This window comes from Nocardia sp. NPDC049737, assembly GCF_040674755.1.
GTDB lineage: Bacteria > Actinomycetota > Actinomycetes > Mycobacteriales > Mycobacteriaceae > Nocardia.
The window spans coordinates 1-19,158 of the sequence record NZ_JBFANH010000065.1 but is presented as its reverse complement, the minus strand read 5'-3'; the positions used below and the strand labels follow the sequence as shown (position 1 = coordinate 19,158).

The 19,158-nt window shown below is 65.2% G+C and carries 21 protein-coding genes; 14 read left to right on the top strand and 7 right to left on the bottom strand.

The window, feature by feature from the left end; all coding sequences use genetic code 11:
• The 3 genes from AB0J47_RS41080 to AB0J47_RS41070 form a co-directional block, all read left to right on the top strand.
• Window positions 1-396, top strand: a 396-nt coding sequence (locus AB0J47_RS41080; RefSeq protein WP_355188133.1) for an ATP-binding cassette domain-containing protein, incomplete at its 5' end; no start/stop codon positions are given.
• A gap of 150 nt (window positions 397-546) precedes the next feature.
• Complete coding sequence (locus AB0J47_RS41075) at window positions 547-2,223, top strand: DUF885 domain-containing protein (protein WP_364359762.1); 1,677 nt, start codon at window positions 547-549, stop codon at window positions 2,221-2,223.
• A gap of 84 nt (window positions 2,224-2,307) precedes the next feature.
• Window positions 2,308-3,318 carry a neutral zinc metallopeptidase gene (locus AB0J47_RS41070; protein WP_364359759.1) on the top strand — a complete coding sequence of 337 codons (1,011 nt, stop codon included), beginning with the start codon at window positions 2,308-2,310 and terminating at the stop codon, window positions 3,316-3,318.
• 13 nt (window positions 3,319-3,331) lie between these two features.
• Here AB0J47_RS41070 and AB0J47_RS41065 read toward each other — a convergent pair whose 3' ends face one another.
• Complete coding sequence (locus tag AB0J47_RS41065; RefSeq protein ID WP_364359756.1) at window positions 3,332-3,748, bottom strand: nuclear transport factor 2 family protein; 417 nt, start codon at window positions 3,746-3,748, stop codon at window positions 3,332-3,334.
• Between the two features lie 121 nt (window positions 3,749-3,869).
• On the opposite strand from AB0J47_RS41065, the gene polA reads away from it, so the two are divergent.
• Window positions 3,870-6,614 (top strand): DNA polymerase I, encoded by a 2,745-nt coding sequence (polA, locus tag AB0J47_RS41060; RefSeq protein ID WP_364359752.1) that lies wholly within the window; start codon window positions 3,870-3,872, stop codon window positions 6,612-6,614.
• A gap of 243 nt (window positions 6,615-6,857) precedes the next feature.
• On the opposite strand, the gene AB0J47_RS41055 is transcribed toward polA, so the two are convergent.
• Window positions 6,858-7,190: a DUF6191 domain-containing protein gene (locus AB0J47_RS41055; RefSeq protein WP_364359749.1), complete on the bottom strand. Its 333-nt coding sequence runs from the start codon at window positions 7,188-7,190 to the stop codon at window positions 6,858-6,860.
• Window positions 7,191-7,560: 370 nt separating this feature from the next.
• On the opposite strand from AB0J47_RS41055, the gene AB0J47_RS41050 reads away from it, so the two are divergent.
• A complete protein-coding gene (locus AB0J47_RS41050; protein WP_364359746.1) occupies window positions 7,561-7,995 on the top strand; it encodes a 2-keto-3-deoxygluconate kinase in 435 nt (144 codons plus the stop codon).
• 63 nt (window positions 7,996-8,058) lie between these two features.
• Here AB0J47_RS41050 and trxA read toward each other — a convergent pair whose 3' ends face one another.
• Together trxA and AB0J47_RS41040 are read right to left on the bottom strand one after the other, a co-directional pair.
• On the bottom strand, window positions 8,059-8,427 hold the full coding sequence (gene trxA / locus AB0J47_RS41045; RefSeq protein WP_062987048.1) for a thioredoxin: 369 nt from the start codon (window positions 8,425-8,427) through the stop codon (window positions 8,059-8,061).
• 68 nt (window positions 8,428-8,495) lie between these two features.
• Window positions 8,496-9,017, bottom strand: coding sequence for a 2'-5' RNA ligase family protein (locus AB0J47_RS41040; RefSeq protein ID WP_364359742.1), 522 nt, complete (start codon window positions 9,015-9,017; stop codon window positions 8,496-8,498).
• A 104-nt stretch (window positions 9,018-9,121) separates the two neighbouring features.
• On the opposite strand from AB0J47_RS41040, the gene AB0J47_RS41035 reads away from it, so the two are divergent.
• From AB0J47_RS41035 to AB0J47_RS41020, 4 genes are all read left to right on the top strand, one after another.
• Window positions 9,122-10,180, top strand: a complete 1,059-nt coding sequence (locus AB0J47_RS41035) for an isocitrate/isopropylmalate family dehydrogenase (RefSeq protein WP_364359769.1) — start codon at window positions 9,122-9,124, stop codon at window positions 10,178-10,180.
• A 258-nt stretch (window positions 10,181-10,438) separates the two neighbouring features.
• Window positions 10,439-11,302 (top strand): ABC transporter substrate-binding protein, encoded by an 864-nt coding sequence (locus AB0J47_RS41030; RefSeq protein WP_364359766.1) that lies wholly within the window; start codon window positions 10,439-10,441, stop codon window positions 11,300-11,302.
• Window positions 11,303-11,305: 3 nt separating this feature from the next.
• On the top strand, window positions 11,306-12,268 hold the full coding sequence (locus tag AB0J47_RS41025; protein WP_364359739.1) for an amino acid ABC transporter permease: 963 nt from the start codon (window positions 11,306-11,308) through the stop codon (window positions 12,266-12,268).
• A gap of 89 nt (window positions 12,269-12,357) precedes the next feature.
• The gene (locus AB0J47_RS41020) at window positions 12,358-13,110 is read left to right on the top strand and encodes an amino acid ABC transporter ATP-binding protein (protein WP_364359736.1); all 753 of its coding nucleotides are present in this window, start codon (window positions 12,358-12,360) and stop codon (window positions 13,108-13,110) included.
• Window positions 13,111-13,112: 2 nt separating this feature from the next.
• Here AB0J47_RS41020 and AB0J47_RS41015 read toward each other — a convergent pair whose 3' ends face one another.
• Window positions 13,113-14,006 (bottom strand): LysR family transcriptional regulator, encoded by an 894-nt coding sequence (locus AB0J47_RS41015; RefSeq protein ID WP_364359733.1) that lies wholly within the window; start codon window positions 14,004-14,006, stop codon window positions 13,113-13,115.
• A 71-nt stretch (window positions 14,007-14,077) separates the two neighbouring features.
• Here AB0J47_RS41015 and AB0J47_RS41010 point away from each other — a divergent pair, with 71 nt between their 5' ends.
• From AB0J47_RS41010 to AB0J47_RS41000, 3 genes are all read left to right on the top strand, one after another.
• Complete coding sequence (locus AB0J47_RS41010) at window positions 14,078-15,442, top strand: FAD-binding oxidoreductase (protein WP_364359730.1); 1,365 nt, start codon at window positions 14,078-14,080, stop codon at window positions 15,440-15,442.
• A gap of 84 nt (window positions 15,443-15,526) precedes the next feature.
• Window positions 15,527-16,411: an SPFH domain-containing protein gene (locus tag AB0J47_RS41005; RefSeq protein WP_364359727.1), complete on the top strand. Its 885-nt coding sequence runs from the start codon at window positions 15,527-15,529 to the stop codon at window positions 16,409-16,411.
• Between the two features lie 7 nt (window positions 16,412-16,418).
• Window positions 16,419-16,589 carry a toxin-antitoxin system HicB family antitoxin gene (locus AB0J47_RS41000; RefSeq protein ID WP_157187107.1) on the top strand — a complete coding sequence of 57 codons (171 nt, stop codon included), beginning with the start codon at window positions 16,419-16,421 and terminating at the stop codon, window positions 16,587-16,589.
• A 77-nt stretch (window positions 16,590-16,666) separates the two neighbouring features.
• On the opposite strand, the gene AB0J47_RS40995 is transcribed toward AB0J47_RS41000, so the two are convergent.
• Window positions 16,667-17,563, bottom strand: a complete 897-nt coding sequence (locus AB0J47_RS40995; RefSeq protein WP_364359723.1) for an SDR family NAD(P)-dependent oxidoreductase — start codon at window positions 17,561-17,563, stop codon at window positions 16,667-16,669.
• A 43-nt stretch (window positions 17,564-17,606) separates the two neighbouring features.
• On the opposite strand from AB0J47_RS40995, the gene AB0J47_RS40990 reads away from it, so the two are divergent.
• Window positions 17,607-18,194 carry a TetR family transcriptional regulator gene (locus AB0J47_RS40990; RefSeq protein ID WP_364359720.1) on the top strand — a complete coding sequence of 196 codons (588 nt, stop codon included), beginning with the start codon at window positions 17,607-17,609 and terminating at the stop codon, window positions 18,192-18,194.
• Between the two features lie 28 nt (window positions 18,195-18,222).
• On the opposite strand, the gene AB0J47_RS40985 is transcribed toward AB0J47_RS40990, so the two are convergent.
• Window positions 18,223-18,498, bottom strand: coding sequence for a hypothetical protein (locus AB0J47_RS40985; RefSeq protein WP_364359717.1), 276 nt, complete (start codon window positions 18,496-18,498; stop codon window positions 18,223-18,225).
• On the opposite strand from AB0J47_RS40985, the gene AB0J47_RS40980 reads away from it, so the two are divergent.
• Window positions 18,479-19,060 (top strand): hypothetical protein, encoded by a 582-nt coding sequence (locus AB0J47_RS40980; protein WP_364359714.1) that lies wholly within the window; start codon window positions 18,479-18,481, stop codon window positions 19,058-19,060. The two genes, AB0J47_RS40985 and AB0J47_RS40980, sit on opposite strands and share 20 nt — an antisense overlap.
• Window positions 19,061-19,158 lie beyond the last annotated feature (98 nt).

The following is a 19,158-nucleotide window of genomic DNA, read 5'->3' as shown; positions in this document are numbered from 1 at the left end:
AAGCAGAAGGCGGAATACGGCCAGACGCTGGAGTGGGTCTTCGAGTTGTTCCCGCGGCTGTCCGAGCGACGCAAGCAGGTCGGCGGCACGCTCTCCGGCGGTGAGCAGCAGATGCTGGCCATCGGCCGCTCGCTCATGGCTCGACCGCGCCTGCTGCTGCTGGACGAACCGTCGATGGGATTGGCGCCCATGGTGATTCAGCAGATCTTCCGGATCATCAGTGAGATCAACCAGCAGGGCACCACCGTGCTGTTGGTCGAGCAGAATGCCCAGCAGGCGCTGACCCGCAGCGACCGCGCCTACATTCTGGAGACCGGTGAGGTCACCAAGAGCGGTATCGGCGGGGATCTGCTCACCGATCCCGCCGTGAAGTCGGCCTACCTGGGCGTGGGCTAGAAGTCGGACCGTCCGTGGCCGCCTCGAGGCATGATGGCGGGATGTGCACGGCGAAGGCTGAGTTGGCGCTCGGTCTTCGCCGTGCCCATCAGAGGCTGGCCAGTGTTGGGCGCTGGCGCGCCCAACGACCACCACTGGAGGAATGGCGCTGTGGACGGGCATGACGAACTGACGAATCTGGCCGACCGCTACTGGGACAGCGTGCTGGCGGCCGCGCCGAGCACGGCCACCCTGCTCGGCGACCACCGCTTCGACGACCGCGTCGAGGATCTCTCGCCCGAAGCCGAGCAGCGGCTGCTGGTGACCTTGCGTGATTTGCGCGATCAGGTCGACGGCCTCGATGCCGAAAAACTGAACGGAACCGATCGGATCACGCGCAGTCTGCTGCGCACCGAATTGGATTCGGCCATCGACAATCTGGCGTGGCGGCCGACCGAACTGGCGTCGGAGCAGATGGACGGTGTGCACGCCGGAATGCTGATGATGGCGCCCCAGATCAAGGCGCCGGAGCCCGAACACGCGCGCGCCCTGGTGCAGCGCCATCGCCAATTCGACACACTGCTCGACCAGGCGGTCCAACAGTTCCGCAACGGCTCGGCGGCGGGCCGCACACCCGCGCGCATCACCATCGAACGCTCGCTCAACCAACTCGACGGCTACCTGGCCTCCGATATCGCCACCGATCCGTTCACCACATTCGCCGGACCGGTGGACTGGGATGGTGCGGCCGCCTGGCGTGCCGAACTCACCGAGGTCGCGCGTGAGGTGATCCGCCCTGCCTTCCAACGCTATCGAGACGTTCTGGCCGACGAACTGCTGCCCGCCGCCCGTCCCGACGATAAATGCGGCCTGTGCTGGCTCGGTGCCGACGGCGAGGACATTTACCGGCGGCAGTTGCGCCGGCACACCACCCTGCCCGATCTCGGCGCGGACGAGATCCACGAACTCGGCCTTTCCGAATTGGTGCTGCTGCGTGCGGAATACACCGCAATCGGTACCCGACTGTTCGGCACCACCGATACGGCCGAAATCTTCACCCGTCTGCGCCAGGATCCCGAACTGCGTTATGTCAGTGGCGAGGAGATAATGGCCGATGCGCAACGCGCGCTCGGCGCGGCGATCGCGGAGATGGGCAATTGGTTCGGCCGCCTGCCCAAGGAATCCTGCGATATCTCCCCGGTGCCGGACTTCCTGGCCGCGGATGCGCCTGCGGCGTACTACTTTCCGCCCGCCGCGGACGGCTCCCGGCCGGGCACTTACTTCGTCAACCAGCACGAACCCACCGGCCGCAGCCGCTACGAGACAGCGGCGGTGGCCTATCACGAGGCCATTCCAGGGCATCATCTGCAGCTCACCATCGCCAACGAGCTCGATCAGCTGCCGCGGTTCCAACGGCAGTCGTTCGCGAATACCGCCTTCGTCGAGGGTTGGGCGCTCTATACCGAACGACTCGCCGACGAAATGGGTTTATACGACGATGATCTGGCGCGCATAGGCATGTTGGCCGCCGATTCCTGGCGCTCGTGCCGACTCGTCGTCGATACCGGAATCCACGCCAAGGGCTGGAGCCGCCAGCAGGCCATTGATTTCATGGTGGCCAACGCGCCGGTCGGGCTGGCCGAGATCGAGGTCGAGATCGATCGCTACATCGCGATTCCCGGTCAGGCCGTGGCCTATAAGGTCGGTCAGCTCGAGATTCGTCGGCAGCGTCGGCAGGCCGCCGAACGACTCGGTGCCGATTTCGACATCAAGGCATTCCATGATGTGGTGCTGGGCTCCGGCTCGGTCAGCCTGCCCGTGCTGCGCGAACTCGTGTCCACACTGTGACCCCGCTGAGCGGTTCCTCGAGTTGCGGGCCAGTCCGGGCGGGAGTCCAATGAATGTGCGGTGATCGAGCTCTCTAGGTAGGTCATGAACAGCACGTTCAGCTCTCGGCTCGGTCCGTTGCGCGGCAATCGCATCGTGCTCATCTGGCTGGTGCTCGGCGTGGTCGGTGCGCTCACCGCGACGGGTCTGCTGATGACCGGATATTCCACTGGTCAGGGTGAAATGCGTACTGCGCGTGCGGCTTCCGGTAATTCGATGTCGCCGGGATTCACCGGTGCCCTGCCCGACGCGGCGAATCCGATCGGCGACGGGGCGCCCCCGGTCGCCTTCGCGCCGTTGGCCGGGCTATCGCCGGCCGGGATGCCGGTGACGTCGAGCCGCGCGGTGCAGGCACTGGCCGACCATCCGCTCTTCGCTCAGCACGTCGGACTCGGCAGGGTCGATTGCAAACTGCCCACCTGGCACGATGATCCGGAGTCGGCGCGGGCCTTCTACCGGGCCGCGATCGCCTGCCTGGACGCGTCCTGGGAACCGACGCTGCGCGGCGCCGGACTTCCGTTCCATCCGCCGCTGCTACTCGCCCCCAGCGAATCCCGTGAGGTGGCAAGCCAATGCGTGCAGCGGCTGCGCAACGGCCCGACAACGTTCTATTGCGCGCTCGACGAAACCTTGGTTCTGCCGTACGACGCCATGCGACCGCTGTCCAGCGGATCGCGCCGCGGCGCCCAACTGGCCGTGCTCAGTACCGAATACGGCCACCACGTGCAGAACCTGATCGGCGTCATGCAGGCCTACAACGAAAAGCGTTCGACCGTCGGCAAGGACACCACCGCCGGTCGCGAACAAAGCCGCCGCATGGAACTGCAGGCCCGCTGCTTCTCCGGCATGTTCCTCGGCACCAACTTCGGCCGCGCCGATATCGACGAACAAACCTGGACCGAAGCCTCCCACGCCGTCCAGAAGGGCCACGCCACCCGCGATCCACGGATGCAGGGCACCGAGGAAAATGTGTGGGGCTGGTGGAAATGGGGCTCCGACAAGGGCGATACCTGGGAGTGCAACACCTGGTACAGCTCCCCGGCGCACGTGGAATGAGTGCGTGCTTCTATCAGCGGTGCGCGTCGGTCAGCACCTCGACGACGGCCGCGGTGTCCAGATAGAACGGCCGGATCTCGACGATCAGCCCGTCGCGGAAGGTCATCAGCTGCATCACCGAGGTCTCCAGCATGCGGTCGGTGGCACGGGCCAGCATGCGGCCGCGGTTGTAGATGACCACTGTGTTGCCGTCCACTACGAATCGCTGCTCGAGGAACTCCAGTGCGGCCCAGGTCCGGCTCATCGCCGCCATGAAGTTCTCGATGCCGTCGGGGCCGTGCCATTCGCCGCCGTAAGGGAGGTGCTCGGCCTGGTACATGACGACATCAGGGGCCAAGCAGGCGGCCATCGCATCGAAGTTCGCGCCGTCGGTGATGTAGGCGGCTTCGGCGGCGAAGAAGTTCTGCAGTGCTGCGCGGGTTGTGGTCACCGGGAAATCATGGTCGCCGCGGCGTACCGCTTCCGGCGGAAATCGGACGGCTCGCTGGACTCGCATAACAAGGGGGTGCCGCGGCTGTGGATTGTCGGTGGGGCTCCCTAGACTCTTGCACGTGACCCCAGCGACTACTGATCAGCGTTCCAGTGCCGTGCCCGGAGCAGCCAGTGACATGGGTGGTGAGCGGCCGACGTTGTTGCTGTTGGACGGACATTCGGTTGCCTACCGCGCATTCTTCGCGCTGCCCGCGGAGAACTTCAAGACGGTCACCGGGCAGACCACGAATGCAGTGTACGGATTCACCGCGATGCTGATCAACCTGTTGCGCGACGAGAAGCCGACGCATATCGCCGCGGCCTTCGACGTCAATCGCAAGACCTTCCGCACCGAGGCATACCCGGAGTACAAGGCGGGGCGCAATGCGACGCCCGATGAGTTCCGCGGCCAGGTCGAACTCACCAAGGATGTGCTCGGCGCCATGGGCATCCCGGTGATGGCGATCGAGGGTTTCGAGGCCGACGACCTGATCGCCACCATCGCGACCCAGGCCGTCGCCGAGGGCTTTCGCGTCCTGATCGTCTCCGGTGACCGTGATGCCATCCAGCTGGTCAGCGATGAGGTCACGCTGCTCTACCCGCGCAAAGGCGTCTCGGATCTCACCCGGTTCACCCCGGATGAGGTGATGGCGAAATACCAGCTCACCCCGGCGCAGTACCCGGACTATGCGGCCCTGCGCGGCGACCCGAGCGACAATCTGCCCGGCATTCCGGGTGTCGGGGAGAAGACCGCCGCCAAGTGGATTCGCGAATACGGCGATCTGAGCACCCTCGTCGACAAGGTGGACGAGGTGAAGGGCAAGGTCGGCGACGCGCTGCGCGCCAACCTCAGCAGTGTGGTACTCAACCGCCAGCTCACCGAGATGGTTCGCGACGTCCCGCTGCCCTACACCCCCGACCAGTTGGCTCAGCAGCCATGGGATCGCAATAAGATCCACCAGCTCTTCGACGACCTGGAGTTCCGGGTACTGCGCGACCGGCTCTTCGAAACCCTCGCGCCGCCGGAGCCCGAGGCCGAAGCCGGCTTCGAGATCAGCGGCGGCGCGCTCGAGGTCGGCGCGGTCGCCGCGTGGCTCGCCGAACATGCGAAAGTTGGTGTCCGCCATGGTATTTCGGTGGTCGGCACCGGCACGCCGGGCAATGGCGATACACGCGCACTCGCCATCGCCGCCGCGGACGGCGAGAGCGGCTACATCGATGTCTCCGTGCTGACCCCGGAAGACGAAGTCGCACTCGGCGCTTGGCTGGCTGATCCGGCCGTGCCGAAGGCGCTGCACGAGGCCAAGGCCGCAATGCACGCGCTGCGCGGCCGCGGCTGGACCCTCGCCGGTCTGACCAGCGATACCGCCCTGGCCGCCTACTTGGTCCGCCCCGGCCAACGCAGCTTCAACCTCGACGATCTCTCGCTGCGCTATCTGCACCGCGAACTGCGTGCCGAAACCGCCGAAACCCCGCAGCTGTCGCTGCTCGACGATGCCGACACCGTGGACGCCGAGCTGGCGCAGAGCGAAATGCTGCGCGCCAGAGCGGTTCTGGACCTGGCCGAGGCACTCGACGGCGAACTGCGCCAGATCGAATCCAGCGCACTGCTCGACGATATGGAACTGCCGCTGCTCGGCGTGCTCGCCGAATTGGAGAATGCGGGCATTGGAGTCGATACCGACCAGCTCGAGGCCCTGCAGCGCCAATTCGCCGATAAGGTCACCGATGCGGCCAATGCCGCCTATGGCGTGATCGGCAAGCAGATCAACCTCGGCTCACCCAAGCAGCTGCAGGTGGTGCTCTTCGACGAACTCGATATGCCGAAGACCAAGCGCACCAAAACCGGCTACACCACCGACGCCGACGCGTTGGAATCGCTGTTCGAGAAGACCGAGCATCCATTCCTGCGGCATCTGCTCGAACACCGCGACGCAACCCGGCTCAAGGTCACCGTGGACGGACTGCTCAAATCCGTCGCCGACGATGGTCGCATCCACACCACCTTCAACCAGACCATCGCCGCCACCGGCCGGCTGTCATCGACCGAGCCGAATCTGCAGAACATCCCGATCCGCACCGATACCGGCCGCCAGATCCGCGATACCTTCGTCGTCGGCCCCGGCTATCGATCGCTGATGACCGCGGATTACAGCCAGATCGAAATGCGCATCATGGCCCACCTTTCCGGTGACGAGGGCCTGATCGAGGCCTTCAACTCCGGCGAGGATCTGCACACCTTCGTCGCGTCCAAGGCCTTCGATATCCCGCTGTCGGAGGTGACACCCGAAATGCGGCGTCGGATCAAGGCGATGTCCTACGGTCTCGCGTACGGCCTGAGCTCCTACGGTCTTTCGACGCAGCTGAAGATCAGCACGCAGGAGGCCAAGGAGCAGATGGAGGTCTACTTCGACCGCTTCGGCGGCATTCGCGACTACCTCTACGAGGTGGTGGAACAGGCACGCAAGGTCGGCTACACCGAAACCCTCTTCGGCCGCCGTCGTTACCTGCCCGATCTGGACTCCAGCAACCGTCAGCGCCGCGAGGCCGCCGAACGCATGGCCCTCAACGCGCCCATCCAGGGCACCGCCGCCGACATCATCAAGGTCGCGATGATCAACGTGCACAAGGCGATCGAGGCGGCGGGCCTGCGCTCGCGCATGCTGCTGCAGATCCACGACGAACTGGTCTTCGAGGTCGCCGAGGGGGAGCGCGACGCCCTGGACGCACTCGCCCGCGAACAGATGTCCTCGGCGATCACGCTGTCGGTCCCGTTGGACGTCTCCGTCGGCACCGGCCGCAGCTGGGATTCCGCCGCGCACTGAGCGGTGATTGCGGCACACCGGATTTCCGGTGTGCCGCAACGCGTTTCAGCGTCCGTTGGCCAGCGGTTCGCACTGTATGGCAGCCTGCTGATAGATCCTGGACCTGAGACGAAAATAGCGGAGCCGCAACTGGTTACACCGATTGCCTGGGTCGTGCCGACAACCAGCGCACATCCGGCTCGGGCCGAGATCGATAGTGAAATCGTCCCCGGGGACAGCTTTGGCGACTGTGCGGGTACTACGTCAGACCGCAGGATCGTTCATGTACGAATGACGCCGCACCAGCTTCGCCGACCCCGTGCGCAGGTCGATCTCATCGCGCGGCGGGGCCCCATCCGACTTGTCTTCCTTATGCATCAGTGCCGTCTGCCGCTGCTCGAATTCGTGATGCTTCGAACCTTGAAATGCCGCGGCCACTTGTTCGAATCCGGTCGCCGCGACCGGCGTGTGCTTGCGGTGTCTGAACCAAGGCAGTATCCGGCTACCGGTGAGTCGATTCCACAGCACCTCGACGAATGCGAGTCCGATCAGCAGGATGGCCAACCCGGGAATGGTCATGGCGACAAGGGCACCCATGTGACCGAAAGTACCGCCGCGTGCCGCGGCCTGCCATCCACCTCGGTACTACACCCCCTGAGCTGCGAGGATGATACTCGCGAGTAGGCACGACGGGCGAGGAATGTGGTTGCCATTGCGTCCGGATCGCCCTATTCTGGTCCGCGTGCCGAATCCCGCCGACCGCCACAGCGCCGCGCTCCACGTCGCAGACCGCGACAGCGCAGTGCTAATTCCGCTTACCGCGATGGTGGCAACCCGGCGACTTCTCGTAGTAACCCGCCGTAGCGGGGTCTGATTCGGACCGGCCCCCTCGCTGCGGGCTACTGATTACTTACTGCTGGTCCCCTCTGTCAATTGAGAAGACAATCCTCGGGAAGACCTCCGCACAATGACCATTCTGACCCTTGACCCCAACATGTTCATCGCCGCCGCCCCCAAGGCGCTGCGCGCCGAATGCGCCGATCTGACACCCGCGCAATTCCACCACCGCTATGGCGAGCACATCGGCCCGATTCGGGTCGGTGACTGGTCGCCCGCTGGCAATCGGAGCGCGGAGTTCACGGCCACCCTGGAATTCGCCGACCACCTGCGCACGGTGATCGCCACCGGCAGCCCGGTCGCCGCGATGACCTCGGCCCTCTATGACGAGGGCTATCCGGTCGAAATCCTGCAATTCCACCAGCGCCGCACCGCTGCCGGCACCGCGACGTTCGTGCAGTGCGAATGCAACGGCAGGCGCGGCTGGGGCGCGGCCCTGGCCGACGACGGGGCCGAATCGACGGTCCGCGCCATGATCGCGGGCGTCAACAAGCTGGGCGCCTGAGCGAGGCGAAAACGCAACGGGCCGTTCACATTCCGCGGAATGTGAACGGCCCGGTGGTGCAGTTTACTGATCTGCCTGCTGCTCGGCGAGCTGCTTGCGCACCTCGTCCATGTCCAGCGCCTTCACCTGGGTGACCAGATCCTCCAGCGCGGCGGGCGGCAGTGCGCCGGGCTGCGCGAAGACCAGCACCCCCTCGCGGAACGCCATAATGGTCGGAATCGAGCGAATGTTGGCGGCTGCGGCCAGGCCCTGTTCGGCCTCGGTGTCGACCTTGCCGTGCACGACATCGGGATGCTTGTCCGAGGAGGCCTCGAAGGTTGGCGCGAAGCTCTTGCACGGACCGCACCAGTCGGCCCAGAAATCGACGAGTACCACGTCGTTTCCGGTGACGATCTCATCGAAATTCTGTTGGTTCAGCGTCTGGGTGGCCATGACGTCCTCTCGTGTCGATTGTCGCCAGCTATAACGTCCGGCTCGTTATATATCTTCCGGCGGTGCCGCTATCTTCCTCGGGCGACCGGCCATTCGCGCCGTTGATCGCCGTCCCAACGCCGGATACCCACCACGGTCGCGGGAAAATCACGGTCCCTGGCTACGGCATGGATCGCCTCGCCCACATGCTGTGGCGGCACCCGTCTGGCCAGCGTGATATGTGGCGTCCACTCGTCGGGTTGCGCATTCGACGGTATGCCGGGACATGGCGACACGACCGAGAAGATCCGACGTTGCAGTGCGAGCAACTGTTCCGACGGCACCACCGACCGGACCAGGATCGGATTGCGCGCACCGAAGACGAGCAGGCCGCCCAGTCTTATCGGAATCGGCCGGAAACTCAGTTGATCCAGTGCGTGATCGATGCGCGGCCAGATCTGCCTGGCCACCGCGACGGTGATATGTGGTCGATTGGTTTCGGCATGCTTACCGGCCGAACTCGGGATGCCGGCATCGGTGAGCAACTGCCACTGCCGCCGGATCTCCGCATCGGCCACATCGTCCAATAGCAATTCGACCGACTGCACCATAGTTCACGAGAGGTTAGCCGCCCGCGCGGCTCGATGGGCGGCGAACACGCGGCCCAGTTGTCGGTGCACGAACGTTGTCGCGGGAGGATGGCCCGGTGAACCGTATGCGTCTCGGCCTCATCGAAGGTGACGGCATCGGCCCGGAGGTGGTCCGCGCCACCCGCGTGGTGGTCGACGAAGCACTGACCGCGGCCGGCGCGGCCTCGGTCGACTGGGTGCAATTGCCGATGGGGCAGCGCGCCATCGAAGAATTCGGCGATCCGCTGCCCGAGCAGACCCTCGCGGCCCTAGACGAACTAGATGCCTGGATCCTGGGTCCGCACGACAATGCCGCCTACCCGCCCGAACTTCGAATCGCACCAGGCGGCGCCATCCGCAAACGCTTCGGTCTCTACGCGAATATCCGCCCCGCGCGTGCCTTCGCCGGAATCAAGGCGAACGCTCCCGACATCGACCTGGTGATCGTCCGGGAGAACAGCGAGGGTTTCTACGCCGACCGCAATATGTTCGCCGGGTCGGGCGAGTTCCGGCCCACCCCGGATGTGGCGATGGCGGTCGGCCTGATCACCCGCCAAGCCTGCGAGCGGATCGCGCATGAGGCCTTCCGGCTCGCGGCCGCGCGTCGCAAGCGGGTCACCATCGTGCACAAGGCCAATGTGCTGCCCATGACCATGGGCCTGTTCCGCGACGTCTGCTATGACGTCGCCCACGCCTATCCGGGCGTCGAGGTCGACGACGAACACGTCGACGCGGCCGCCGCCCATCTGGTCCGTGCGGCCCGCGACTACGACGTGCTGGTCACCGAGAACCTCTTCGGCGATATCCTCTCCGATCTCGCCGGCGAACTCAGCGGCTCGCTCGGCATCGCCGCATCGCTCAACTGCTCGGCGACCAAGGCGATGGCACAGGCGGTACACGGCGCCGCACCGACCCTGGCCGGACACAATCGCGCAAATCCGGCGGCGCTACAGCTCTCGGCGGCAATGTTGTTGCACTGGCTGGGAATTCGCGACAACAACCGCGCGCTGTCGAAGGCGGGTGAACGCATCGAAGGTGCCGTCGCTGCCGCGTTCGCCGCGGGCATCGCCACCGCCGACCTGGGTGGTCTTGCCTCGACCAGCGAATTCACCGAGCAGGTCTGCGCCAGGGTGCACCGGCGCTGACTGGGATCGGTGAGGCGACCCGGAACCCAACTCATTCGAACATCGGACCGTCCGGTAGGGTCCACCGCCGGTGCCTGAGTGTTTGCTGTGCTCGGAGTGTTCCGCACAGAACGGATAATCTTCCGTTACTGTCCAGCACGAAACGCCACGATCGCTTAGATTGCCAAACGGGTGGTGACGCCCGGGTTTCTCGGATCCGAAATGTGGAGGGCTGCTGTGTCTGTTCGATCGGTTCTTGGCAGGCGCGCCCTGCAAGCGATGTGCGTACTCGCCGGTGGTGTGCTGGCGGTGTCGGGCTGTAGTAACACCGAGGACAACTCGCCCTCGGTGGTGAAGGTACAGGGGATCGACAAGTTCGACACGGCCGCCGCGCTACTCCCGGACAAGATCAAGCAGTCGGGCAAGCTCGTCGTCGGAGTCAATGTCCCGTATCAGCCCAATGAGTACAAGGATCCGAGCGGCAAGATCGTCGGTTTCGATGTCGACCTGATGGACGCGGTCGCCGCGACCCTCGGCCTCAAGGCCGAGTACGTCGAATCCTCATTCGAGAAGATCATTCCCGCGATCCAGGCGGGCACCTACGACGTCGGCATGTCCTCCATCACCGACTCGAAGGAACGCGAACAGAGCGTCGACTTCACCACTTACTTCAACGCGGGCAGCCAGTGGGCGCAACAGACGGGTAAACCGATCGACCCGGAAAACGCCTGCGGTAAGCGGGTCGCAGTGCAGGCCACCACGGTTCAGGACACCGACGAAATTCCGGCGCGCAGTAAGAAGTGCGAGGCGGAGGGCAAGCCCGCCATCGATAAGAAGCCGTTCGACGAGCAGAGCGCGGCGACCAACGCGCTGGTGCTCGGCCAGGTCGACGCGATGTCGGCGGATTCGCCGGTTACCGCGTATGCGATCAAGAAGAGCGACGGCAAGATCGAAGCGGCGGGCAAGGTCTTCGATTCCGCGCCCTACGGTTGGGCCATTCCCAAGGGTTCGGCGCTCGGCAAGGCGCTGCAGGCCGCCGTCCAGCACCTGATGGATAACGGCAAGTACCTGGAGATCACCAAGAACTGGGGTGTGCAGGAAGGCGCGATCACCAAGTCGGTCATCAACGGCGCCGAGAGCTGATCGATGTCGTCATCCGAAATCACGTCGGCGCCCGGCGACAACACCGGGCCCGGCGGGCCGATCGACGCGGCAGAACCGGAGCCGATCAAGGCCGTTCCCCTACGCAGGCCGGGCCGCTGGATCGCTGCGGCGATCATCCTGGCCCTGCTCGGGCTCTTCATCTACGGCGCGGCCACCAACCCCGCGTACGGATGGGGAACCTATCGAAAGTACTTGTTCGATAGCCGGATCGCCTCCGGCGCGATGATCACCCTCGAGCTGACCGTGCTCGCGATGGCGATCGCCATCGTGCTGGGCGCGTTGCTCGCGGTGATGCGCCTGTCTCCGAATCCGGTGTTGCGCGCCGTGGCGTGGGTGTATCTCTGGATTTTCCGTGGCACACCGGTTTTCGTGCAGTTGGTCTTCTGGGGTCTGTTTCCGTCGCTGTACAAGTCGATCCAGCTCGGTGTGCCGTTCGGGCCGGAGTTCGTTCGGATCGACGTCCAGGGATTGCAGGCCGCGTTCGCCTTCGCAGTGATCGGCCTCGCGTTGAACGAGGCCGCGTATATGGCCGAAATCGTCCGTGCCGGAATCAATTCTGTCGGCGAGGGGCAGCGCGAGGCCTCGACGGCGCTGGGCATGTCGTGGTCGCAGACCATGCGCAGAACCGTGCTGCCGCAGGCGATGCGGGTGATCATTCCGCCGACCGGTAATGAGCTCATCGGCATGCTGAAGACCACTGCGTTGGTCACCGCGATCCCGTTGAGCACCGACCTGTACGGGCGGGCCCGCGATATCTACGGTGTGAACTTCCAGCCGATTCCACTGCTATTGGTCACCGCCACTTGGTATCTCGCGGTCACCAGCGTGCTGATGATCGGGCAGTATTACCTGGAGCGCTACTACTCGAGGGGTGCCTCGCGACAGCTGACCGCCAAGCAACTGCAGCAACTGGCCGACGCTCAGACGATTGTGAAGGCGAAATGAGCGAGCGTAGCGAGCGAACAATGGACACGGCCGCTTTCGCAGGCATGAGCGGGACGACAGACAAAGTGGAGCCGACTGACACACAGCCGATGATTTTCGCGGATCGGGTGTGCAAGAACTTCGGTGCGCTGCAGGTGCTCAAGGGCATTTCGCTCGAGGTCGGGCGTGGCGATGTGCTGTGCCTGATCGGGCCGTCGGGTTCGGGTAAATCGACCTTTCTGCGCTGTATCAACCACCTCGAGCAGGTGAATGCCGGTCGGCTCTATGTCGACGGCGACCTCATCGGCTATCGCGAAAAGGGCGGCAAACTCTACGAATTGCACCCGCGTGATGCGGCCAAGCAGCGCCGCGATATCGGCATGGTGTTCCAGCATTTCAACCTGTTCCCGCATCGTACGGCGATGGAGAACATTGTCGAGGCGCCCATCCAGGTGAAGGGCCTGCGCAAGACGGACGCGACGGCGCGTGCACACGAGTTGCTTGACCGAGTCGGCATGGGGGACAAGGCGAATGCCTATCCGGCCCAGCTCTCCGGCGGTCAGCAACAGCGCGTCGCCATTGCCCGCGCACTGGCCATGGATCCCAAGCTGATGCTCTTCGACGAGCCGACCTCGGCACTGGATCCGGAATTGGTCGGCGAGGTGCTCGGGGTCATGCGCGAACTCGCCGCCGACGGAATGACGATGGTGGTTGTCACCCACGAAATGGGTTTCGCCCGTGAGGTTGCCGACCAACTGGTGTTCATGGACGGCGGCGTGGTCGTGGAGGCGGGTAATCCACGCGAGATGCTGGCCGACCCGAAACAGGAACGCACCAAGGCATTCCTGTCGCGACTGCTGTGAATTCAGCGCTGGCCCAGGCCGATACGGAGTTGTCCGAGTAGGACTTTCGCCGCCGGACTGCCCGGACGATCGCGCCGCCACGCCAACGCGAGTTGTCCGCGCAGCTCCGGTTCGGTGATCGACAGCACCCGCACGCCGAATGCGGCGGCCTCCTCGGCCGTCAGCGCGGGCACCACCGCGATGCCGAGGCCGCGGGCGGCGAGCCGGAGCAACAGCGGGGGAGCGGCGGCCTCGAATGCGATATCGGGTTCGAATCCCGCTGCGGCACAGGCTCGATCGAAGACGCCGCGGATACCGGTGCCGCGCGGCAGACAGATCAGCGGTTGCTCGCGCAACTGGTCGAGCGTGATCGCGGCACCCTTCTTACCGTCCGGCGCGACCGCCGCAACCACCGGCGTATCGAGCACAATATCGATACCGATCTCGGCACCGATCTCGGCGCCGGTCAACCCGACCAGGGCGATATCCAGCTCACCGCTGCGCACCGCCGCGAGCATCCGTTCGGAGGTGTCCTCGGTCAGGCTGATGCCGACCTGCGGGTGGTCGTCGTGAAAATCCGCCAGCACCGAGGAGATATCGAATTCCTCGTCGCCCGCGCCGGATATGCATCCGAGCCGGACGTGTCCGCGCAGCAGTCCAGTGAATTCGTCCACTGTCGCGGTGATCTGCTCGGTTGCCGCCAGCGCGGTCCTGACATGCGGTAGCACCGCCGCGCCCACTTCGGTCAAGGTCACCGAGCGCCCGCCGCGATCGAGAAGTTGTTGTCCCAGTTCACGTTCGAGCTGGCGGATCTGCGCGCTGAGTCCGGGTTGGGCCAAATGCAACCGAGCCGCAGCGCGGGTGAAGTTGGCCTCCTCGACCACGGTCACGAAGTAGCGGAGTTGGCGCAGTTCCATAACTACTGATTATAAGGACAAGCAGAACTATCTGTTGTACTTCTGACTCAGCACGCGGCATCGTTCAAGGCATGGGAAACACCGCAGAGATCATCGACACCTTCACCGGCCCGGTCTTCCGCCCCGGCGACACCGGATACGACGAAGAAGTCGCCGGTTTCCAGGCCGCGTACCGCCACCGCCCCGCACTGGTCGTCGGCGCGGTACACATCGAGGATGTGCGCAGTGCGGTGGAATACGCCGCGCGCCACGGACTTCCGGTCGCGGTCCAGGCCACCGGGCACGGACTTTCGGCCGCGGCCGACGGCGGTGTGCTGATCAGCACCCGTCGGATGACCGATATCCGGATCGACCCGCCGACGCGTACGGCCCGCATCGGCGCCGGAGTGCGGGCGGGCGCGCTGGTCGAAGCCGCCGCACCGTACGGGCTGGCACCGTTGAACGGATCCTCGCCGTCGGTCGGGGTCGTCGGCTACAGCCTCGGCGGCGGATTGGGCCTGCTGGCACGGCAATTCGGCTACGCCGCCGAACATGTGCGCGTCGTCGAAATCGTCACGGCGGACGGTCGGGTCCGCACGCTGACCCCCGGCGACGAACTCTTCGGCGCGGTGCTCGGCAGCGGCGGCAATTTCGGCGTGGTGACCGCGCTGGAACTGGAGCTGGTTCCGGTCGCCACCGTCTACGGCGGTCAGTTGGTCTTCGACACCCCGCTGGTCGAGCAGGCCCTGGAAGCTTGGAAGGACTGGACCGCAACGCTGCCCGACGAGCTGACCTCGACGGTCACCGTCATGACCTTCCCGCCCATTCCGCAGGTTCCGGAACCGCTGCGCGGGCGCTATGTCGCGTCGATCCGGATCGCCTACAACGGATCCGTAGACGAGGGCGAGCGTTTGGTCGAGCCGTTGCGGGCCGTCGGGGATCGTCTGAAGGATGACCTGCGGGTCATGCCGTACACCGAATCGCACACCATCCACAGCGATCCCGACCACCCGCATGCCTACGCCGCTACCAATGCACTGCTCGATGAGCTCACCGGAGAAACCTTGTCGGTCTTGCTCGAGGCCACCGGACCCGAATCGCCGATCCAGGCGGTAGTCGATATCCGGCACCTCGGCGGTGCGCTGAGTAGGCGTGGTCCCGCGGGGATCAGCGTGGACAACCGGGATGCCGACTACATCGTTCGCATCATCACCATGCCTGGACCCGATGCGGGTGACGCCGCGCCCGAGGATCATGCGGTGATCCGCGCGGCGCTCGCGCCGTGGACCGTCGGTCACAGCTTGAACTTCCTCTACGGCGCGGGTGCCGCCGCCGACGAGGCGCAGACCCGAGGTGGCTACGCACCGGAAACCTACGCCCGGCTGGCCGCATTGAAGGCAAAGTACGACCCGCACAATATGTTCCGCTTCAACCGCAACATCACACCCGCGAACTGACCGCCGCGACCGCCCCGAGCATCTGTTGCCCGGGGCGGGTCTGGTGCTATCTTAGTGATATCACTTTGATACTCGGAGGATGTCATGAAGCTTCGGTCGGCGTTCCACGTCAACGGCTTTCTCGTGTTGGTGTCGTGGTTTGTCCTTACGCTCCTGATCGGTGGCGGCGCCATCGTCGGATACGCCGTGGCCGCGCGCAACGACAATGTGCCCGCACTGGTCGGCGCGATCATCGCGACCGTGGTGGTGGTCGCGCTCCTGCTGTTGGCCACCGGGCTTACCGTGGTGAATCCCAATGAGGCCAAGGTCGTTCAGTTCTTCGGCCGCTACATCGGCTCACTGAGCGAGCCCGGCTTCTACTCCGTGGTGCCGCTCACCGACCGCCGCAGCATTTCGCTGAAGGTGCGCAACTTCGAGACCCAGAAGCTCAAGGTCAACGATGCCGACGGCAATCCGGTGGACATCGCCGCCGTCGTGGTCTACCGGGTAGTCGACAGCTTCAAGGCCGCATTCTCGGTCGACGACTACGAAGAGTACGTGGCGACACAGTCCGAGGCGGCCGTGCGGCACCTGGCCACGACCCACCCCTATGACGCGCACGACCAGAACGCCACCAGCCTGCGCGACGGGGTCGAGGTGGCCGAGGAACTGACCGTCGAACTGCGTGACCGCACCGATCTGGCGGGCATCGAGGTCATCGAGGCCAGGATCACCCACCTTGCCTACGCGCCGGAGATCGCGCAGGCCATGCTCGTGCGGCAGCAGGCGGCCCAGGTGGTCGCCGCGCGCACCCGGATCGTCGAGGGCGCGGTCGGCATGGTCCGGCTCGCGCTGGACAGGCTCGCCGAACAGGGCGTCGTCGAACTCGACGAGGAACGCAAGGCCGCCATGGTCTCCAACCTGCTGGTCGTCCTCTGCGGTGACCGCGCCACCCAACCCGTCGTCAATACCGGCTCGCTCTACTCCTGAGTCGCCCATGGCCGAGCGCAAGAAGATCCTGCTACGCCTGGACCCGGCGATACACGAGGCCATTGCCCAGTGGGCCGCCGACGACCTGCGCAGTATCAATGCCCAGATCGAGTACGCACTGCGCCTTGCGTTGAAACAGGCAGGGCGCGGCCCGAAAGCGAAACCGGCCGAGGAGTAGCCGGAATACGCTCTGCCGCAACGATGCCGAACGCCCACGGGTGTTCGGCATCGCCGGCATTCGTCTCCGACGATGTGTCAGCGCGCGAGTTCGCCGAGGAGTTCGAGACTGTCGGTGTACAGCGCGTGTTGCGCGTCCCGGTCGTAGGACGCCTTCGATGAAGGTTTCGCGGTACGGCCAACGAAGTGCTGGCCGGTCATCTTGTCGAGCGATGGATCGGTGACAAGCCACGCGAGATCCTCGCCCGATCGGCGCGGTGTATTCACACCGGGCAATAACACCAGACCCCGAGCGACTGTGCGCCACAACAGTTTGGCTGCCGCCCCGGCATCCCTGGCGAGTCCGGTGCCTGGCATCAGTCCCGGATCGAAGGCATTCACCGTGATGCCGCGCGGCTGGAACTGGCGTGCCAATTCGTAAGTGGTCTGCAGATTAGCCAACTTCGATGTGCTGTAACGGCGACGGCCGTCGCGCTGTGCGGATTCTGTCGACTCGGGCGGGTAGGCGAGTTGGCGGACATCGGTATCCAGCGGATCGGGCATGCCGGTGAACTGATCCGGATTATGTGTGCCCGAGGTGACGAAGACGATGCGCGCGGGTGCGATCAGGTCGTCGAGCAGCGCTTGGACCAGTGCGAGGTGTCCGAGATGGTTGACGCCGAAGGTGGCCTCTACGCCGTCCTCGGTGTAGCTGCGGCGGGTGAACTGCAGTCCGGCGTTGCACACCAGTGCGCGCAGCGGAGGTAGTCCGCGCCTGCGGAACTCGTCGGCGAAATGGGCGACGGAGGCCAGTGCGGCGAGGTCCAGCGTTGCCGCCTGCGCGCCGATGGCGGCGGCCTGCGCCTGGGCCCGGTCGGCGTCACGCCCGGTCACGACGACCGTCCATCGGGGATCGGCGGCGAGTGCCCTGGCGCATTCGCGGCCGAGGCCGCTGGTGCCGCCGGTGATCACAACAGTTCTGTCACTTGTTGTCATATGGCAGAGTCTGCCATATGGCGCGCTGTGCGACAATACTCGGATGTCGTTGCGGGATCGAAAGAAGGAGCGGACGAGGCGGGCGATCGCCGATGCCGCGCTGCGGTTATTCGTCGAGCGCGGATACGACGCCGTGACCGTGGCGGATATCGCCGCCGAGGCCGAGGTCGGGACGCGCACCCTGCACCGCTACTACGCCAGTAAGGATGAATTGCTGTTTGCCGAGGACGACGAGCATCGGGCGGAACTGGCCGGTCTGCTGGCCGAGCGCCCGTCCGACGAATCCCCGGAGGAAACCATGGTCGCGGTCATCGGCCCGCTGGTCGACCGCTTCGCCGACCGTCTCGCCGACGCCCGCGCCCGCGATGCGCTGATCGCGGCCAACCCGGCCTTGCAGGCCCGCGAGCTGGCCAAGCGCAATGCGGTGGAATCCCTTGTCGCCGAACATCTTGCGCACCGCTTGGGTGTAGCGGCGGGCACCGATGTGCGGCCGCTGCTCTGGGCCAAGGTCAGCATGGCCTGTTTCTTTGCGGGCTACGAGATCTGGCTGCATATCGGCGGCGACCTGGGCTCGCACATCGGCGATGCACGAGCCGCACTACTCGATGAATTCCGTTCGGCCGGTACCTGATTCAGTGCCAGCGGTCGGCGGCATCGGTTCATCGTGTGGATTCGGCCGCAGCGGCCGCCTCGGTCTGCAACTGCATCTGCGGGTCCGAACTCAGAATCAGCACCGCGGGCCCGATCGCGGCAGACGTTCGCCGGGCGCTACGAACGTGCGCCGGAATGCGGTTCGCAAACCGGTGGTCAGGGGTCACCGCCAGGCTCGAGAGCGCCGCGAGTTCATCGGCGGCGAACGGCGGGCTGCGAGATTCGCCGAGCAGTCCTGACTGCGCGGCAAGGTAGCGTGACCCGGTGCCAATCTCGTTCGACACCAGCGGATTACAGCAGCTCGACAGCAATGCGTGGCGCGATCCTGCCACTGGCGACATCGTGCAGTTGAGTTACTTCGATCTGGTGCCCGACCTGCCCGCGCCACTGACGGACCTGACAACATTGCGGCGCAGGCTCGCCGAGATCCATGCCGAAAGCGGTTGTCTCATCGAGGCTTTCGTCGTCGGAATCGATTCGCAACCCGCGCTGCTGCGGCTGCAGAAGATGCGGCTGCCGGATCAGCCGACCGGTGTGGTCATTGCCGCCTCGCTCACCGTGCCGAAGGCGACTTGCAGTGCGGTGCTGCAGATCCTCTGCCCGGAGACCGGCACCACCGGAATCCGTGAGGCGGTACTCGCACTGGAAATCGGCTTCGACAATATGTACCCGCCCCATCCGTACGCACCCGATCTGCACGGCGCGCTGCCCTATAACGCGGCCGATGACCTGCGCTGGGACGAGCGCTTCCCCGACCATCCGCTCTCGCGTGCCCGCCGCTGGGCGGCGTATACCTGCCCCGCCGCCCGTCTCGATCCCAACTTCGCGGCGCTGCCGGCGTTCTGAGAACTAGGGCGTGTTTCATAAGTGCTGAGGGGTGATCGCCGCCGTCGTGATTGCGGCTGAAAGTCGTTGCCGGAGTGGGTGTGTCGATGCCGTGAGAT

Bases quoted from the DNA above. Each gene is read 5' to 3' on its own strand.
- AB0J47_RS41005 (WP_364359727.1), top strand. From the start codon at position 15,527: ATGAAGCTTCGGTCGGCGTTCCACGTCAACGGCTTTCTCGTGTTGGTG.
- AB0J47_RS41030 (WP_364359766.1), top strand. From the start codon at position 10,439: ATGTGCGTACTCGCCGGTGGTGTGCTGGCGGTGTCGGGCTGTAGTAAC.
- AB0J47_RS40990 (WP_364359720.1), top strand. From the start codon at position 17,607: ATGTCGTTGCGGGATCGAAAGAAGGAGCGGACGAGGCGGGCGATCGCC.
- AB0J47_RS41025 (WP_364359739.1), top strand. From the start codon at position 11,306: ATGTCGTCATCCGAAATCACGTCGGCGCCCGGCGACAACACCGGGCCC.
- AB0J47_RS41040 (WP_364359742.1), bottom strand. From the start codon at position 9,017: ATGGTGCAGTCGGTCGAATTGCTATTGGACGATGTGGCCGATGCGGAG.
- AB0J47_RS41035 (WP_364359769.1), top strand. From the start codon at position 9,122: ATGCGTCTCGGCCTCATCGAAGGTGACGGCATCGGCCCGGAGGTGGTC.
- AB0J47_RS41000 (WP_157187107.1), top strand. From the start codon at position 16,419: ATGGCCGAGCGCAAGAAGATCCTGCTACGCCTGGACCCGGCGATACAC.
- AB0J47_RS41050 (WP_364359746.1), top strand. From the start codon at position 7,561: ATGACCATTCTGACCCTTGACCCCAACATGTTCATCGCCGCCGCCCCC.
- AB0J47_RS40995 (WP_364359723.1), bottom strand. From the start codon at position 17,563: ATGACAACAAGTGACAGAACTGTTGTGATCACCGGCGGCACCAGCGGC.
- AB0J47_RS41010 (WP_364359730.1), top strand. From the start codon at position 14,078: ATGGGAAACACCGCAGAGATCATCGACACCTTCACCGGCCCGGTCTTC.
- AB0J47_RS41015 (WP_364359733.1), bottom strand. From the start codon at position 14,006: ATGGAACTGCGCCAACTCCGCTACTTCGTGACCGTGGTCGAGGAGGCC.
- AB0J47_RS41055 (WP_364359749.1), bottom strand. From the start codon at position 7,190: ATGGGTGCCCTTGTCGCCATGACCATTCCCGGGTTGGCCATCCTGCTG.
- trxA (WP_062987048.1), bottom strand. From the start codon at position 8,427: ATGGCCACCCAGACGCTGAACCAACAGAATTTCGATGAGATCGTCACC.
- AB0J47_RS41070 (WP_364359759.1), top strand. From the start codon at position 2,308: ATGAACAGCACGTTCAGCTCTCGGCTCGGTCCGTTGCGCGGCAATCGC.
- AB0J47_RS41020 (WP_364359736.1), top strand. From the start codon at position 12,358: ATGATTTTCGCGGATCGGGTGTGCAAGAACTTCGGTGCGCTGCAGGTG.